12 protein-coding genes are annotated in these 16,228 nt (G+C 64.6%); 8 read left to right on the top strand and 4 right to left on the bottom strand.

Annotation, left to right across the window (positions count from 1 at the left end; genetic code table 11):
• Positions 1-20: 20 nt before the first annotated feature.
• A complete protein-coding gene (locus CVS48_RS18095; RefSeq protein WP_100855634.1) occupies positions 21-3,476 on the bottom strand; it encodes a response regulator in 3,456 nt (1,151 codons plus the stop codon).
• Between the two features lie 200 nt (positions 3,477-3,676).
• Complete coding sequence (locus tag CVS48_RS18090) at positions 3,677-4,660, bottom strand: Bug family tripartite tricarboxylate transporter substrate binding protein (RefSeq protein WP_100855633.1); 984 nt, start codon at positions 4,658-4,660, stop codon at positions 3,677-3,679.
• Between the two features lie 290 nt (positions 4,661-4,950).
• Between CVS48_RS18090 and kdgD the strand changes: the two genes are divergently transcribed.
• From kdgD to CVS48_RS18055, 7 genes are all read left to right on the top strand, one after another.
• Complete coding sequence (kdgD, locus tag CVS48_RS18085) at positions 4,951-5,865, top strand: 5-dehydro-4-deoxyglucarate dehydratase (RefSeq protein WP_100855632.1); 915 nt, start codon at positions 4,951-4,953, stop codon at positions 5,863-5,865.
• Positions 5,866-6,163: 298 nt separating this feature from the next.
• A complete protein-coding gene (locus CVS48_RS18080; protein WP_100855631.1) occupies positions 6,164-6,892 on the top strand; it encodes a FadR/GntR family transcriptional regulator in 729 nt (242 codons plus the stop codon).
• Positions 6,893-7,332: 440 nt separating this feature from the next.
• Positions 7,333-8,349, top strand: coding sequence for an amino acid ABC transporter substrate-binding protein (locus tag CVS48_RS18075; protein WP_100855630.1), 1,017 nt, complete (start codon positions 7,333-7,335; stop codon positions 8,347-8,349).
• A 106-nt stretch (positions 8,350-8,455) separates the two neighbouring features.
• Complete coding sequence (locus CVS48_RS18070; RefSeq protein ID WP_100855629.1) at positions 8,456-9,664, top strand: aminotransferase class I/II-fold pyridoxal phosphate-dependent enzyme; 1,209 nt, start codon at positions 8,456-8,458, stop codon at positions 9,662-9,664.
• Between the two features lie 30 nt (positions 9,665-9,694).
• Entirely contained in the window at positions 9,695-10,858 is a 1,164-nt protein-coding gene (locus CVS48_RS18065) for an amino acid ABC transporter permease (RefSeq protein ID WP_172616250.1), read from the top strand.
• Position 10,859: 1 nt separating this feature from the next.
• The gene (locus tag CVS48_RS18060; RefSeq protein ID WP_100855627.1) at positions 10,860-11,963 is read left to right on the top strand and encodes an amino acid ABC transporter permease; all 1,104 of its coding nucleotides are present in this window, start codon (positions 10,860-10,862) and stop codon (positions 11,961-11,963) included.
• Positions 11,964-12,004: 41 nt separating this feature from the next.
• Positions 12,005-12,745: an amino acid ABC transporter ATP-binding protein gene (locus CVS48_RS18055; RefSeq protein ID WP_050444906.1), complete on the top strand. Its 741-nt coding sequence runs from the start codon at positions 12,005-12,007 to the stop codon at positions 12,743-12,745.
• An 11-nt stretch (positions 12,746-12,756) separates the two neighbouring features.
• Here the strand turns inward: CVS48_RS18055 and CVS48_RS18050 are convergent, their stop codons facing one another.
• Complete coding sequence (locus CVS48_RS18050) at positions 12,757-13,845, bottom strand: porin (protein ID WP_100855626.1); 1,089 nt, start codon at positions 13,843-13,845, stop codon at positions 12,757-12,759.
• A gap of 8 nt (positions 13,846-13,853) precedes the next feature.
• Positions 13,854-15,023, bottom strand: a complete 1,170-nt coding sequence (locus CVS48_RS18045; RefSeq protein WP_100855625.1) for an acetyltransferase domain-containing protein — start codon at positions 15,021-15,023, stop codon at positions 13,854-13,856.
• A 260-nt stretch (positions 15,024-15,283) separates the two neighbouring features.
• Between CVS48_RS18045 and CVS48_RS18040 the strand changes: the two genes are divergently transcribed.
• A complete protein-coding gene (locus CVS48_RS18040; protein WP_100855624.1) occupies positions 15,284-16,216 on the top strand; it encodes a hypothetical protein in 933 nt (310 codons plus the stop codon).
• Positions 16,217-16,228: the final 12 nt, after the last annotated feature.

The following is a 16,228-nucleotide window of genomic DNA, read 5'->3' as shown; positions in this document are numbered from 1 at the left end:
AATCGGCGCGGGCGGCAGCGTCAGCTGCGCATCCAGACGCGCACCAGGGACAGCAGCCGTTCAACGTCCAGCGGCTTGGCGATGTAATCATTGGCCCCGGCGGCCAGGCATTTTTCCTGGTCGTCCTTCATGGCCTTGGCGGTCAGCGCAATGATCGGCAGGCGTCGCCACTCCGGCCGGTTACGGATGTGCCGCATCGCGGTGTAGCCGTCCATCTCGGGCATCATGATGTCCATCAGCACCAGGTCGATCGCGGGCACGCCGTCCGTGCCGGCGCGTTCCAGCGCATCCAGCGCCTCGCGGCCATTGCGCGCAATTTCCACCCGCAGGCCGGTGGGTTCCAGGATGCTGGATAGCGCAAACACGTTGCGCACGTCGTCCTCCACCACCAGCACCGTGCGGCCTTCCAGCGCCGAATCGCGGCTGCGCGCCAGTTCCAGCATCTGGCGGTGCTCGGGCGGCAGTTCGGCTTCCACCTGATGCAGGAACAAGGTCACCTCGTCCAGCAAGCGCTCGGGCGAACGCGCGTCCTTGATGATGATGGACTTCGAGAAGCGGCGCAGGTGCTGCTCTTCGTCGCGCGACAAGGCTCGGCCCGTGTAGACGATGACGGGCGGGAACGACACGCTGTCCTGCTCGGCCATCTGTTCAAGTAACTCGTAGCCACTCATGTCGGGCAGGTTCAAGTCCATCACTACGCAATCAAAGGTGTTCTCGCGCAGCAATTCCAGTGCGGCCTCCGCCGTGGCGGCGGGCACGATTTCCACGTCATTGCGCGCCAGCAACTGGCGCACGCTTTCGCGTTGGCGGTCGTCGTCTTCCACCACCAGCACGCGACGCACATGCTGCGTGAACTTGGCTTCCAGGCGCCGCAAGGCTTCCACCAGTTCTTCGCGCTTGACCGGCTTGAGCGCGTAGCCCACCGCGCCTCGGCCCATGGCTTCCTGCGCATAGTCGGCTACCGACACCACGTGCACGGGAATATGCCGGGTCTGCGGGTTGCGCTTCAGTTGGTCCAGCACACCCAGGCCGGAGAAGTCGGGCAGGTTCACATCCAGCACGATGGCATTGGGCCGCTTGCGCACCGCCAGGTCCAGGCCGTCCGTCGCGGTGTGCGCCAGCAGGCAGCCAAAGCCCATTTCGCGCGCCAGGTCGGAAAGAATGCCGGCAAAGCGCTCGTCGTCTTCAATGACCAGGATGCTGCGATCCGGCTCCGGGCCGTCGCTGGCGGGTGCATCGGCAGCGGGCGCTTCGGTAGCGGGCCCCCTGGCGGCCACGGCCCTCGCTGGGGCCCCGGGCGCGCGTTGCGCGGGCGCCTCCCAAAAGGCCGGCGGCCGGAACGACGCCGCCGCGCCGCGCGCACCGGCGGCCGGCTGCTGGTTTTCCAGGCGCACCGGCACTTCCAAGGTAAAGACGCTGCCCTGCCCCGGCGTGCTGGTCACCGTCAGCTTGCCGCCCAGCAGTTCGGCCAGATCGCGCGAAATCGACAGCCCCAGCCCCGTGCCGCCGTACTTGCGATGGGTGCTGCCGTCGGCCTGCCGGAAGGCCTCGAAAATCAAATCCTGCTGCTCGGCCGGAACGCCGATGCCGGTGTCGTGCACCGCGAACGCCAGCCGCTCGTGTCCCGGACCGGACACCCGCGACACCCGCATCGTGACCGTGCCGCGCTCGGTGAACTTCAGCGCGTTGGACAACAGGTTCTTCAGCACCTGGCCCAGGCGCTTGGGGTCGGTATGCATGGTGGCGGGCACCGCTTGCTCGATGTCCAGTTCCAGCGCCAGCCCTTTTTCAAGCGCCATCGGCCGCAACGGTTCCAGCAGGCGCTGCAAGGTCGGCGCAATAGGCACCTGCTCGACATCCATGGTGGCCTGTCCGGCTTCGATCTTGGCCAGATCCAGGATGTCGTTGATCAGCGTCAGCAGGTCGCTGCCGGCCGCGTAAATGGTCTGCGCGTACTTGACCTGCTCGGTGCTGAGGTTGCCCGGCTTGTTGTCCGACAGCAGCTTGGCCAGGATCAGCGTGGAATTCAGGGGCGTGCGCAGTTCGTGGCTCATGTTGGCCAGGAACTCGCTCTTGAATTGACTGGCCTGCGTCAGTTGGCGCGCCTTGTCGGTCAACGCGTCCTGCACCCGCAGCAACTGTTCGGCCTGTGCTTCCAGGTTGGTATTGGTCTGCTCAAGCTCGGTCTGTTGCAGCTCCATGCGCGCCTGCGATTCCTGCAGGATGCGGCTTTGCTGCTCAAGCTCTTCATTGCTGACGCGCAGTTCTTCCTGCTGCGTCTGTAGTTCTTCGGCCTGGCGCTGGGTTTCTTCCAGCAGCGCCTCCAGGCGCGTACGGTCCTGGCCCGCGCGGATCGCCGACGCCAGCATTTCCGACGCGCCTTCCAGCAGGCTGCGCTCCATGTCGCCCACCGGGTGGTTAAAGCCCAGCTCAATCACGGCATAGACGCGGTTGTTGTGGATGGCGGGCGCCAACATCAGTTCAGCCGGATTGGAGCGCCCCACGGCGGACGCCACTTCCAGGTGCCCGGCCGGGACGTTGCGCACATGCAGCAGGCGGCGCGACGTGACTGCCTGGCCCGTCAGCCCTTCGGCGGGCAGGAACTTGCGCGCCAGCCGTTCCGGCGGCAAGGCAAAGCCGCCGAACAACTCCAATTCCCCCGTGCCGCGCTCAACCACATAACCCGCGCCCACGTCCGCATTCAGGTATTCAGCCAGGTAATCCAGCGTGTGCTTGCCGATGTCGTCCAGGCGCTGGTCGCCCTGCAAACGCACGCTAAGGCCCGACAAGCCGGTCGTAACCCAGGACTGGCGCGCCTTGGCTTGGTATTCGCGCACGGTCATGCCGGCCGAGATGCCGATCAGCGCCAGCAACAGCAGCGAACCGCCCCACGAGTAATAGGCCGACGTGATGGTGGCGTCGGACCAGGCGTTCTTGCCGGCCGCCAGTTCTTCCATCTGCCGCGTATACAGATCACCCACCAATTCGCGCAGGCGGTCCATCGCCTCTTTGCCGGTGTCGGTGCGGACCACGGCCAGCGCGCCTTCCGTGTCGCCCGCCTTGCGCATATCGATGGTGCTCTGTAGCTCAACCAGTTTCTGCCGGGTGATGCCTTCGATGTCGTTGACGATGCGTCGTTGCGCCGAGTCGTGGTCGGTGGCGGTTCGGATCACCGCCAGCCGCTGCTGAATCAAGGGCAGCGAACGCAGGTACGGTTCCAGATAAGAGACGTCGCCCGTCAGCAGAAAACCACGCTGGCCAATCTCGGCATCCTTGACCGCTGAATTGAACAGGCTTAGCTGGCGCAAGGTCTCGGTATTGCGGTCCATCGCCATGACCGCGTCGGACCGGCCGTCGGCCGAACGCACGTTGACGAAAGCAATCACCAGCGTGGCAAGCGCCGCCGTCAAGAATCCGAGCAACAAAGTCCGGGGAAAGGCATAGCGGTTGGCGGGCTGCGACGACGATTTCGGCATGGTGGCGGGTGGGGGCTGGGGGGGTGGGAATTCGCGGCGGGAATTCCGGGTGGGAATTCGGTAAAGGTGAAATCCTACCGGAATTTTTCCCGCCACCCTGCCTTGCCACCCGGACGCCCCGCTACCCCGCCCGCCGCTTGGCCTTCCGGTTTGGCCCCGGGGGTTTGGCTACCATGTTTGCCCCGGGATTGACCTACCCCTTACTGCGGCCGCAACTTGCCGTCGGCGATGATCTTCGCCCACTTCGCCTGTTCGCCCGTTTGGAACGCGGTGAACTCGGCGGGCGTGTTCGGCGTATACGCCAGGCCCAGGCCCTTCATCTTCGCGTTCACCTCGGGCTTGGCGATGATGGCCGCAATCGTCTTGTTCAGGCGGTCAACCACCGCCGGCGGCGTATTGGCGGGCGCGTAGATGGCCTGCCAACTGCTGACGTCAAAACCGGCCACGCCCGCTTCCTGCATGGTCGGCACATCGGGCATGACCTCGGTGCGCTTGGCCGACGTGACGGCCAGCGCCCGCACCTTGCCGCTTTTCACGTAAGGCAAGGCCACCAGCGCGGTTTCAAAAGAGCTTGGAATCTGGCCGCCGATCAGGTCCTGGATGGCCGGTGCGCTGCCCCGATACGCCACGTGCGTGAGATGCGCGCCGGTCAATTGCTTGAACACTTCACCCGACAAATGCTGCGACGTGCCCTGGCCCGCCGACCCAAAAGCGATGGTGTCCGGGTTGGCCTTGGCCGCCGCCACCACGTCCTGCACGGTCTTGTAGGGCTGGTTCGCGCCCACCAGCAGCACGTTCGAGATGCTGCCCAGCAAGATCACCGGCGCAAAGTCGCGGGCGGCGTTGTAGTTGATGCCGGGTAACAGCGACGGGTTGATCGCGTGCGTGGCAATGGTGCCCAGCAGCAGCGTGTAGCCGTCCGGCTTGGCGCGCGCCACCGCGTCGGCGCCCAACACGCCGCCCGCCCCACCCTTGTTTTCCACCAGCACGGTCTGGCTCAGGCTGGCGCCCAGTTCCTGCGCAATCATCCGACCCAGAATGTCGGACGTGCCACCCGCCGCGAACGGCACCACCAGGGTGATCGGCTTGGCGGCCGGCCAATCGTCCGCGGCGTGGGCGGCGGCGCCCAGGGTGGTCAAGGCCAGCGCGGCCAAGGTGCGGCGGAACAAGGGAAATGCCTTCAAAGTTTGTCTCCTGATGGGACGTGAGGGTATGGTCGTTTTTTTCTTGTACGTTGTCGTACAACTTATCGGAAACGGAGAATACTGCGATGAATACCGGCTTTTCAATCTAGGGAAATTCCGGATTTTCCAGGGCTTGGATGTTGCGATTCACCACCGACAATGCCTAGTCACTCAAGACCTATTGCCTGACGCAAATTCATGTTGTACGATGACCGACATCTCTTCCCGGTAGACGGCCCCACCGTCTACCAGATCGCTTTTTCTTACTTACTTTTTTATTGGATGACGGCATGACGACTCCCCAGGAACTCAAGGAAATCGTATCGGAAGGCTTGCTCTCCTTCCCCGTGACTGACTTTGACCAGAACGGCGACTTCAACCCCAAGACCTACGCCGCACGCCTGGAATGGCTGGCCCCGTATGGCGCCACCGCGCTGTTCGCCGCCGGCGGTACGGGCGAGTTCTTTTCCTTGGCGCCCCAGGAATATTCAGACGTCGTCCGCACCGCCGTGCAAACCTGCGCCGGCAAGGTGCCCATCCTGGCCGGCGCGGGCGGCCCCACCCGCACCGCCATCGCCTACGCACAAGAAGCCGAGCGCCAGGGCGCCAAGGGCATCCTGCTGCTGCCCCACTACCTGACCGAAGCGTCGCAGGACGGCATCGCCGCCTACGTTGAACAGGTCTGCAAGTCGGTCAAGATCGGCGTCATCGTCTACAACCGTGCGCAGTCGCGCCTGTCGGCCGACAGCCTGGCCCAACTGGCCGAACGCTGCCCCAACCTGGTCGGCTTCAAGGACGGCATTGGCGACATCGAAGCCATGGTCCGCATCCGACGCAAAATGGGCGACCGCTTCTCGTACCTGGGTGGCCTGCCCACCGCCGAAGTCTATGCCGCCGCCTACCGCGCTCTGGGCGTGCCGGTGTATTCCTCGGCCGTCTTCAACTTCGTGCCCAAGACCGCCATGGAGTTCTACCGCGCCATCGCCGCCGGTGACTCCGACACCACCAACCGCTTGCTGGACGATTTCTTCCTGCCCTACCTGGAAATCCGCAACCGCAAGGCCGGCTACGCCGTCAGCATCGTCAAGGCGGGCGCGAAACTTGTCGGCCACGACGCCGGCCCCGTGCGCGCGCCGCTGACCGACCTGACCGGCGAAGAATTGGAAATGCTCAACGCCCTGATCAAGAAGCTCGGCCCGCAGTAAGCGTCTATATCAAGAAACCAGCCGCTGGCTGACAAGAACGCCCTCGGATCTCCGAGGGCGTTTTTTTGCTTCCGGGTTTTGCTGACCCATTGGGCGCAAACCCGAATTGCCGTTTGCCTCACCTGTATGTTGTCATACAGCATGCTGTTCCGGCAGGGGCACCATCGTTGCATCACCGCCGGAACCGCGCTTTGTCGCCCCGTTGGACGCCCGGCCGCGGTGTCCGAAAGCGTACACTTGCGGCTCCGGACGCGGGCTCATGGCCCGCGGCAACTGCCCCACCCCTATAAGAGAGACGATGGAAACTCCCGCCCGGCCCCGCCAGCGTTCGCGCCTGACAGACGTGGTCATCGAGGAACTGAACAAGCGCCTGGATGCCCGTACCTATCGCGCCGGCGACAAGCTGCCGTCGGAACACGCGCTGTGCGACGAATTCAACGTCAGCCGCACGGTCATCCGCGAAGCGGTCGCGTCGATGCGCCTGAGCGGCCGGCTGGTCAGCAAGCCCGGCATCGGCGTGTTCGTTACCGAAGACCGCGAAAAGCCCATCGACTTCGTGATCGAACCCGCCACCGATCCGCGTTGGGCGCTGCACATCATGGAGCTGCGCGCGGGGCTTGAAGTCGAGGCCTGTGGGCTGGCGGCCGAGCGCCGCAGCGCGTCCGACCTGAGCGGCATCGTCGAAGCGTTCGACGCCTTCAACCGCGCCACGCGCGACATGGAAGCCGCCGTCAAGGCCGACTACGAATTCCACCTGTCCATTGCCAAGGCGTCCAACAACCCGCACTTTCCGGCGCTGCTGCGCGCCGCCGTGCGCGACGTCATGCTGGACTTGAACATCAAGCACGGCGGCAAGACGCCCGAAGAATTGGAAACCTACGAAACCCGCAACGTGCGCGAGCACGAAGCCATCCTGACCGCCATCATGCGCCGCGACCCCGGCGCCGCTCGCGCCGCCATGGCTCGCCACCTGGGCGACAGCATCGCGCGCTACCGCAAACTGCTGTCGCAGGCCCCCGCGCGGTAAGCCGTATTGGCAGGCGAAACCGTGCCGGCAATGTCACCGCCGGCACGGCAATTACGGGAATCCCCTTACTTGCTAGCTTGTATGACCACTGCCATCATACGTCCTATGACTTAGCGGTCGTGAGCGACGCCGGTTGCCGGCCCTGCCCGCCCCGCCAAGCATGACCCTCGTTATGACCCACGTTGTACAAGTACCGCCGATGAGTCCGATCCTTTCTCTACGCACGACGTTCCAGCGCTACACGACGCGTATCCATCGGCATACCCCCTGACCGCGTAGTCCGGTCACACCGCGCCCGTTCCGGGCCCGTTCCCTTTCCTCTCCGCTCTCGCGCGCCACCGCCCGGCCCCGGCCGGCGATCGACTGCGCCTGTACGGACGGTTCCGCTTTCCCCCCGCTTATCCCAAGCGTTTTCGAGCCCCTCCCCAGGAGCATTCTCCATGCGTAAGTTTCTGACCACCGCCGTTGCGGCGACTTTGCTGTGCGCCGCCTCTGGCGCGCAAGCCGGCGTGACGTTCGATGCCGTCAAGAAAAAGGGTTTCTTGCAGTGCGGCTTTGCCGGCATTCCCGGCTTCTCGGTGTTGGACAGCAAGGGCGAATGGACGGGCCTGGACGTGGACATGTGCCGCGCCGTGGCTGCCGCCATGTTCGGCGACGCCTCCAAGGTCAAGGGCAATGTGTTGACCGCGCAAGCCAAGTTCACCGCCTTGCAGTCCGGCGAAATCGACATGCTGTCGCGCAACACCACGCAGACGCTGACCCGCGACACCACGCTGGGCCTGATCGGCGTGGGCGTGAACTTCTATGACGCGCAAGGCCTGATCGTCAAGAAATCCATGAACGTGAAAAGCGTCAAGGAACTGGACGGCGCGACGATCTGCGTGCAGCCCGGCACCACCACCGAACTGAACCTGGCCGACTACTTCCGCAGCCGCGGGCTGACGTTCAAGCCGGTGCTGGTCGAGAACTACGACGAGAACTTCCGCCTGCTGGAAACGGGGCGTTGCGACGCCTACACCAACGACAAGTCCAACACCGCCGCCAACATGCGCACGCGCCTGGCCAAGCCGGAAGACTGGGAAATCCTGACGGAAAACCTGTCCAAGGAACCCTTGGGCCCGATGGTCCGCCAAGGTGACGAACAATGGTTCAACGTGGTGCGCTGGTCGCTGAACGCGATGCTGGAAGCCGAGGAATACGGCATCACGTCCAAGAACGTCGATGAGATGTTGAAGAGCACCAACCCCAACGTGCAACGCATCCTGGGCGTGACGCCGGGCATGGGCAAGAACCTGGGGCTGGACGACAAGTGGGCCTACAACATCATCAAGCAGGTGGGCAACTACGGCGAAAGCTATGACCGCGCCATGGGCAAGGACAGCCCGCTGAAGCTGGAACGCGGCCTGAACAAGCAGTGGACCCAGGGCGGCCTGATGTACGGCTGGCCGGTGCGCTAAGCGCCCGCACCCGTGCGCGGCTTCGCCTTCCACGCGAAGCCGCTTTTCTCTTTACCCGCAAGCCCGGCCACCGCACGGCCCCGTTTGCCTCTTTTACGTTGCAACCATGAACAGCATCGTCAACGCCCGCCTGAAACAGATCAAACCCTCGCCCAGCATGGCCGCCAAGATCGTCGTCGACGAATTGCGCCGCCAGGGCCGCGAGATCGCCGACTTCACGCTCGGTGAACCCGACATGCCCACGCCCGCCCACATCGCGCGCGCCGGCCAGGACGCCATCGCCAGCGGCGACATCCGCTACACCAGCCCGAACGGCACCGTCGGCCTGCGCCGCGCCATCGCCAACAGCCTGGAACTGAGTTTGGGCGTGACCTATGGCATGGACCAGATCACCGTGGGCGCGGGCGCCAAGCAGATCATCGGCGCTGCCCTGACGGCCAGCCTGGAACCCGGCGATGAAGTCATCGTCTGCGCGCCGTACTGGGTCTCGTACCCGGACATGGTGCTGTTGAACGAAGGCAAGCCCGTGGTCGTGACCGGCCCGGAATCCCAAGGTTTCAAGCTGGATGCCGCCACGCTGGAAGCCGCCATCACCCCGCGCACGCGCTGGTTGATCCTGAATTCCCCCAGCAATCCCAGCGGCGCCGTGTACAGCGCCGCTGAATTGCACGCCCTGACGGACGTGCTGCTCCGCCATCCGCAGGTCTGGATTCTTAGCGACGAAATCTATGCGCCCTTTTGCTACAACGGCCAGGCACATGCCTCGCCCGTGCAGGTGGAGCCGCGCTTGATCGAACGCACGCTGATCGTCAACGGCATGTCCAAGTCCTACGCCATGACGGGCTGGCGCGTCGGCTATGGCGCGGGGCCGGCCGACCTGATCAAGGCGATGAGCACGGTCATGTCGCAAAGCACGTCCTGCCCCAGCGCCATCTCGCAAGTGGCCGCGCAAGCTGCCCTGGAAGGCGACCAATCCAGCGTCACCCAGATGGTCGACATCTTTCAAGCGCGCCGCGACCTGATCGTGCGCCGCCTGAACGCCATTCCCGGCATTTCGTGCGCGATGCCCGACGGCGCCTTCTACGTGTACGCCAACGTGCAGGGCCTGATCGGCCGCACCGGCCCGGCCGGCGAACTGAAGACCGACCTGGACGTCAGCCTGTTCTTCCTGCGCGAAGCCGGCGTGGCGGTCATTGACGGCGGTTCGTACGGCTTGTCGCCCTACGTGCGTTTCTCGTTCGCGACGTCCACCGAAGTCATCGAACAAGGCATGGACCGTCTGGAAGCGGCCGTCAAAGTCTTGATGGCGGGCTAAGTCGTGGCCAAGAACACCGCGCAATCCCCGGTGCCGCGGCCTGCGCACCGGGTCTCCTGGAACGACCCGGCCACGCGCGCGCTGGTCTACCAGGTGCTGGCCCTGACGCTGGTCGGGGCGGGCGTCTGGTTCCTGGTGCACAACACGCTGCACAACCTGTCGATGCGCAACATCGCCACGGGCTTCGGCTTTCTGAACCGCGAGGCGGGCTTTGCCATTGGCGAATCCGTGATCGCCTACGGCCCCGCCGACACCTATGGCCGCGCCATTTTCGTGGGCGTGCTGAACACGCTGCGCGTGGGCCTGTTGGCCTTGGTCGCGGCGACCATCCTGGGCGTCTTCATCGGCGTGGGCCGCTTGTCGAAGAACTGGCTCGTCAAGAAAATCACCTCGGTGTACGTCGAGGTGATGCGCAACGTTCCGCTCTTGTTGCAACTGTTCTTCTGGTATGCGCTGATCACCGAAAACATGCCCGGCCCGCGCCAGGCGCACAACCCCGTGCCGGGCGTGTTTATTTCCAACCGAGGCCTGAAAGTGCCCGGGCTGGAAGGCGCGTCACTGGACTGGGTGTTGGGCGGACTGGCGCTGGCCATCGTCGCCATCCTGTTCCTGGGCCACTGGGGCACGAAGCGCCAGGAAGCCACGGGCCGCGTGTTTCCGCTGGGCCGCGCGGCCGTCGGCCTGTTGATCGGCTTGCCGTTCGTGGGCTGGCTGGCCGGCGGCGCATCGTTGACGCTGGACATGCCCGCCTTGAAGGGCTTCAACTTTGTCGGCGGGCTGACGCTGTCGCCGGAGTTTGTCGCCCTGTTCCTGGGCCTGACCGTCTACACCTCGGCGTTCATCGCGGAAGTGGTGCGCTCGGGCATTCAGGCGGTCAACAACGGCCAGTGGGAAGCCGCCGGTTCGCTGGGCCTGCCGCGCGCGAAAGTGCTGCGCCTGGTTGTGCTGCCGCAAGCCTTGCGCGTCATCATCCCGCCCATGACCAGCCAGTACCTGAACCTGCTCAAGAACAGTTCGCTGGCGGTGGCCATCGGCTATCCGGACATCGTCTCGGTGGTGAACACCACGCTGAACCAGACCGGCCAGGCCATCGAGGGCATCCTCATCATCATGGGCGCATACCTGACGGTCAGCCTGTCGATTTCAATATTCATGAATTGGTACAACAAGCGCATCGCGCTGGTGGAGCGTTGAGATGAGCAGCACTACGCACTCCTTCACCGAAGCCCTGCCCCCGCCCAGCACCCAGGTGGGCGCGTGGGCCTGGGTACGGTCCCGCCTGTTCTCGTCGCCGCTGAACATTCTGATCACGGTACTGCTGGCGTGGTTTCTCTTGATGTCGGTGCCGGCGCTGGTGGAATGGGCTTTCCTGAAAGCCAACTTCACCGCGACCGATGCCATGGAATGCCGCGCGTCGGTCGGCAGTGCCTGCTGGGCGTTCATCGTGGAGAAGCACCGGCTGATCCTGTTCGGCACCTATCCTTTCGACGAACAATGGCGTCCGCTGATCGCCACGCTGATCCTCGTCGGCGTGATCGCGTGCAGCGGCATGCGACGCTTCTGGAACGGCAAGCTGGCGCTGATCTGGACGGGCGGCCTGACGGCCGTGGCGCTCTTGATGTGGGGCGGCGTGTTCGGCCTGACTTATGTCGAGAACTCGCGCTGGGGCGGCCTGCCGCTGACCTTGATATTGGCCACCTTCGGCATTGCCTTCGCCTTCCCCATCGGCGTGATGCTGGCGCTGGGCCGGCGTTCGAAAATGCCCGCCATCAAGGCGCTGTGCGTCGTGTACATCGAGCTGATCCGTGGCGTGCCGCTGATCAGCCTGTTGTTCATGTCGTCGGTGATGCTGCCCTTGTTCCTGCCCGAAGGCTTCACCATCGACAAGCTGTTGCGCGCGCAGATCGCCATCATCCTGTTCGCCGCGGCCTACATTGCCGAAACGGTGCGCGGCGGCTTGCAGGCGATTCCGAAAGGCCAGTATGAAGGCGCGGATTCGCTGGGCCTGAACTACTGGCAACAGATGCGCAAGATCATCCTGCCGCAAGCGCTGAAGATTGTGATTCCGCCCTTGGTCGGCATTTTCATCAGCCTGTTCAAGGACACGTCACTGGTCGTCATCATCGGCATCTTCGACTTGACGCTGGCCGCCAAGGCGGCCTTGTCCGACGCGGCATGGCGGGGTTTCGGGGTGGAGGCCTATCTCTTCATCTCGCTGATCTACTTCGTCTTTTGCTATTCCATGTCCAAATACAGCCAGGCGCTAGAAAAGCGCCTGGCCACCGGGCACGCGCGCTGATTGCGCCGCGACCCACCCGGTAAACCTTACGGAGACCCAGCATGTCGGATTCCATTATTCGATTGCACGGCGTGAACAAGTGGTACGGACAGTTCCACGTGCTGCGCAACATCAACCTGGACGTGGCGCCCGGCGAGCGCATCGTGGTGTGCGGCCCGTCCGGCTCGGGCAAGTCCACGATGATCCGCTGCATCAACCGCCTGGAAGAACACCAGCAAGGGCAGATCATCGTCGACGGCACCGAGTTGACCAACGACCTCAAGCACATCGAGACCATCCGCCGCGAAGTCGGCATGGTGTTCCAGCACTTCAACCTGTTCCCGCACCTGACCGTGCTGGAAAACCTGACGCTGGGACCCATGTGGGTACTGAAACAGCCACGCGCGCAAGCCGAAGCCACGGCGATGAAGTACCTGGAACGCGTGCGCATTCCCGATCAGGCCAGGAAATTTCCCGGCCAGTTGTCGGGCGGCCAGCAGCAGCGCGTGGCGATTGCACGGTCTTTGTGCATGAACCCGAAGGTCATGCTGTTTGACGAGCCCACGTCCGCGCTGGACCCGGAAATGGTCAAGGAAGTGCTGGACGTGATGGTGACGCTGGCCCAGGAAAGCGGCATGACGATGATCTGCGTGACCCACGAAATGGGCTTCGCGCGCAAAGTCGCCAATCGCGTGATCTTCATGGACCGCGGAGAGATCATCGAACAGAACGACCCCGACGCATTCTTCGACAACCCGCAAAACGAACGGACGAAACTGTTCCTGAGCCAGATCCTGCACTAAGCCGCGCCGCGTCAATACCGATGCCGCATGCCCACCGTGTACTGCGTTTCATGCCATGACGGGTCCGACCACGCGCCGTGCATGTAGCCAAGCACGGCGTACAGGTTGGTGCGCTTGGACAGGTCATGCACATACCCCACCGAGTAGATCTGCTGCGTGTGGGTGGCGCCGTCGCGGGCCAGTGCGCCGCCGCCCGGCAAGCTGCCTTGCCACGATGCCATGACGGTGCTGGCGCCCGTGCGCCAGGCCGCCCCCGCCATCACGCCATGCACGGTGCTGCCGGGAAAGTACACGCGCTGCCCTGGCGATTGCACAGCGGGAATCGTCGAGCCATTGCGCATGATGGACCCGGCCGCATACAGCGTGAAGGCGCCCAGAGTGGCGCGGCCCGCCAGCGTGTACGCAATGGGTTGGCGCGTGCCACCGGCCTGCGCCATGGCGGCGGACTGCACCGTGCCGTCGGCCCAGCGCGCGCCTTCGACCGTGGCGGTGACGGCGTAGCTGGGCTGTTCATAGACCAGCGCCGCGCTGTAGAGCTTGTTGGTCGACGTGGTCTTGAAGCCGCCGCCGCCGTCGTAGTCCAGGCTGATATCGGCGCCCGCGCGCCAGCCGCCCACCGACGGGCTCCAGAACGCCACGGTGTTGTCGGCGCGGTTGGCGTTGTAGGGCAGCAGCGCCGTCTGCGCGCCCATGATCAGGTAGGACGCCAGAAAGGCGTCATAGTCCGCCAGCGTTGCCGACGACACCGAGGTCTGGCGGCCCAGCCGAAGATCGCCCCAATCCCCCGACACGCCTACCCAGGCGGCGCGCCCGAACAGGCGGCCGCCTTGGGCCGACTTGCCGTTGTTGGCCACGACGCCACTTTCCAGTTGAAAGTTGGCGCGCATGCCATTGCCCAGCGGCTCGCTGCCGCGCAAGCCCCAGCGCGAGCCCGACTGCACGCCCGACTGCATGTTCAAGGCCGTGCCGCGATCCTGCGTCGAAAAGCCCGCCAGGCTCAGGTCGACCACGCCATACAGGGTGACGGGACTTTGCTGCGCGTCAGCCACGCAAGGCGCCAACAAGGTCGCCGCGCCCACGGCCACATCACGTAAACGCATCGCCGCCTTCACAGGTACTTGAGCCAGGCGATATCGCGGCGCGCCGCTTTCAAGCGGCCGAACCAGCGCACCGGCCAATACAGCGCCACGGCCAGCAGTACCGAAATCAGCCACACGCTGGCCATGCTGTCCACGCCGAAGAACTTGCCCTGGTTCAAGCCCCAGACGCCCTCGCCCGCCAGATACAGGGCCTTCAGCACGTACAGATGCAGCAGGTAAAAGAACATTGGCGCCGCGCCAAACACGCACAGCACGCCCACCCATGCCGCCGACTGCGCGCGTTCAATCAGCACCAGCAGGCACAGGCCCAAGCCCAGCGTCAGCAGCAAAAACATCAACGACGGCGGGTACTTGGTGATGTTCACGAAGCTCATCACGGTGTGCAACAGGTCGGCCTGCACGGCCCATTGCTGGGCTTGGCCATAGCCGTTGACCGCCCGCAGCACCACGAAGCCGATCAAGGCCGCGATACCGGCCGTGAACAGCCAGCGCTGCCTGGCCGCCGCCGGCACCTTGGACTGGAACCACGGCCCTACCGCGTAGCCCAGCGCAATCACGCCGATCCAGGGCAACAAGGGATACGAGGTGCGCAGGCGCAAGGCCTCGCCCACATTGATCCAACCCCGGTCATGCAGCACGGCCCAAGGCACATGCATGAACTCGCCCACCGCGAAGTGCACGCCGTCCAGGGCGTTGTGGCCCGCCACCAGCACCACGCCCACCGCCACCAAGGCCGTGCGCGGCAACCACAGCAGCGCGGCCAGGGCCAGCATGCTCAGGCCGATCACCCAGATCACTTGCAGGTAGACGACCGACGGCGGGAACTGGAACGTCCAGGCGAAGTTGACTACCAGCACTTCCAGCAGCACCAGGAACAGGCCACGCTTGGCCAGGAACGCGGCCGTGGCGCCCCGGTTGCCGGCCTTGGCGCCGTACAACCAGGCGGACACGCCCGTCAGCAAGACGAACACCGGCGCGCACAGGTGCGCCAGCAAGCGCGAGAAAAACAAGAACGGATCGGTGGCCGCCGCGTCCATCGGGTCACTGACCTGATGATGCAGAAAGAAGGTTTCGCGCACATGGTCAAGCAACATGATGACGATGACCAGGCCGCGCAAGGCGTCGATGGAACGCAGGCGCGGGGTGGCGGCGGGTGAAGCAAGAGGCTGGGAAGGCATGGATACGGCTGCGGCCGGGCGATCCGGCTATTCGGAAAGGAGAAATGGGCCGCAAGTGTAATGTAATAACATTCTTAATTTCAACTGAAACATGGGGAACCAAGACAGGGACGACGCGCACCCACGATCAGCGAATGCGCATTCCGAAGCTCCGCAACCCGGATGACCGGCAAGGCGGACAGCCCTGGGCGCGATCCAAGGCGGTATATATTCACCCCGGTAACGCCTCACCATGCACGCCATCCCAGGGAGTCCGCCGAATGACGAGAAGCCGCATCATGGCGTTTTTTCTCAGCTTGCTAGCCGCGCCCGCGGGCGCCTCCGTGATCTACGACAACCACGGCCTCGTCGTCGAAGTCACCACCAGCGGCCGCCAGGACTGGAACACCGGTCAGCGCCAGAACACCCGGGGCACCACCATTTCGTTCCAGGGCAACAAGCTCTGCGGCAAGGACGTAGGCAAACTGCTCTACCCCGACGGCCGCAACATGGCCGCCCGCGCCTTCTTCTGCGCGGCCAACGCGCGTGCGCTGGAAACCGACGCCGTGCTGGCCTACTTCACCAGCTCCAGCGCCGACCCCGCGCTGGCCCATTTGCAAGTGGTCAACGGCGCGTTGCGCGTGAACCGGCTGATGCTGTCCAACCAAGCCGACCGCGACAAACCCAGCGGCACCCGCTTTGAAGACGCGCGGCTACCCGGTTGGACGCGCGTGGAAACCACCTGGTCCGAAACGGTCATGATCCGCCACACGCCGCTCAAGGCGCAAAACCTGGGCGCGGGCAAGCTGTTGGACGTGGATGGCGACGTGGCCTACCTGGCCATTCCGCCCAGCCGCGACGTGGTGGTGGTTCAACCCGCCACGCGCGTCAAGGATGCGCAAGGTGACATGCGGATCGTGCCGGAAGTGGTCAAATTCGTGGACGCGCCGCTGGCGTTTCGCGCGGTGCGCTTGAGCGACGGACGGGAACTGGCGCGCCTGGACATCAAGGACACGTGCCTGGCCTTACCCGCCATTGAATTCAACCGGCCCGATCCGCTGTACCCGTCGTCGGCCAAGCGCGATGTGCTCTTTGACGACGTGCCCGCCTGGCGCGCCGCCACGCTGCAACTGACGCAGACCCCGGGCCGCGCCACCTTGCAGCTCAAGCCCGGCGTGGCCTTGCCGTCCAAGGCGAATTGCAAGCGGGGCTGAGCCCGCTGCCTG

The sequence above is a fragment of the Achromobacter spanius genome (assembly GCF_002812705.1).
Taxonomy (GTDB): Bacteria; Pseudomonadota; Gammaproteobacteria; order Burkholderiales; family Burkholderiaceae_B; genus Achromobacter; species Achromobacter spanius.
This window is presented reverse-complemented; position numbering and strand designations above follow the sequence as displayed.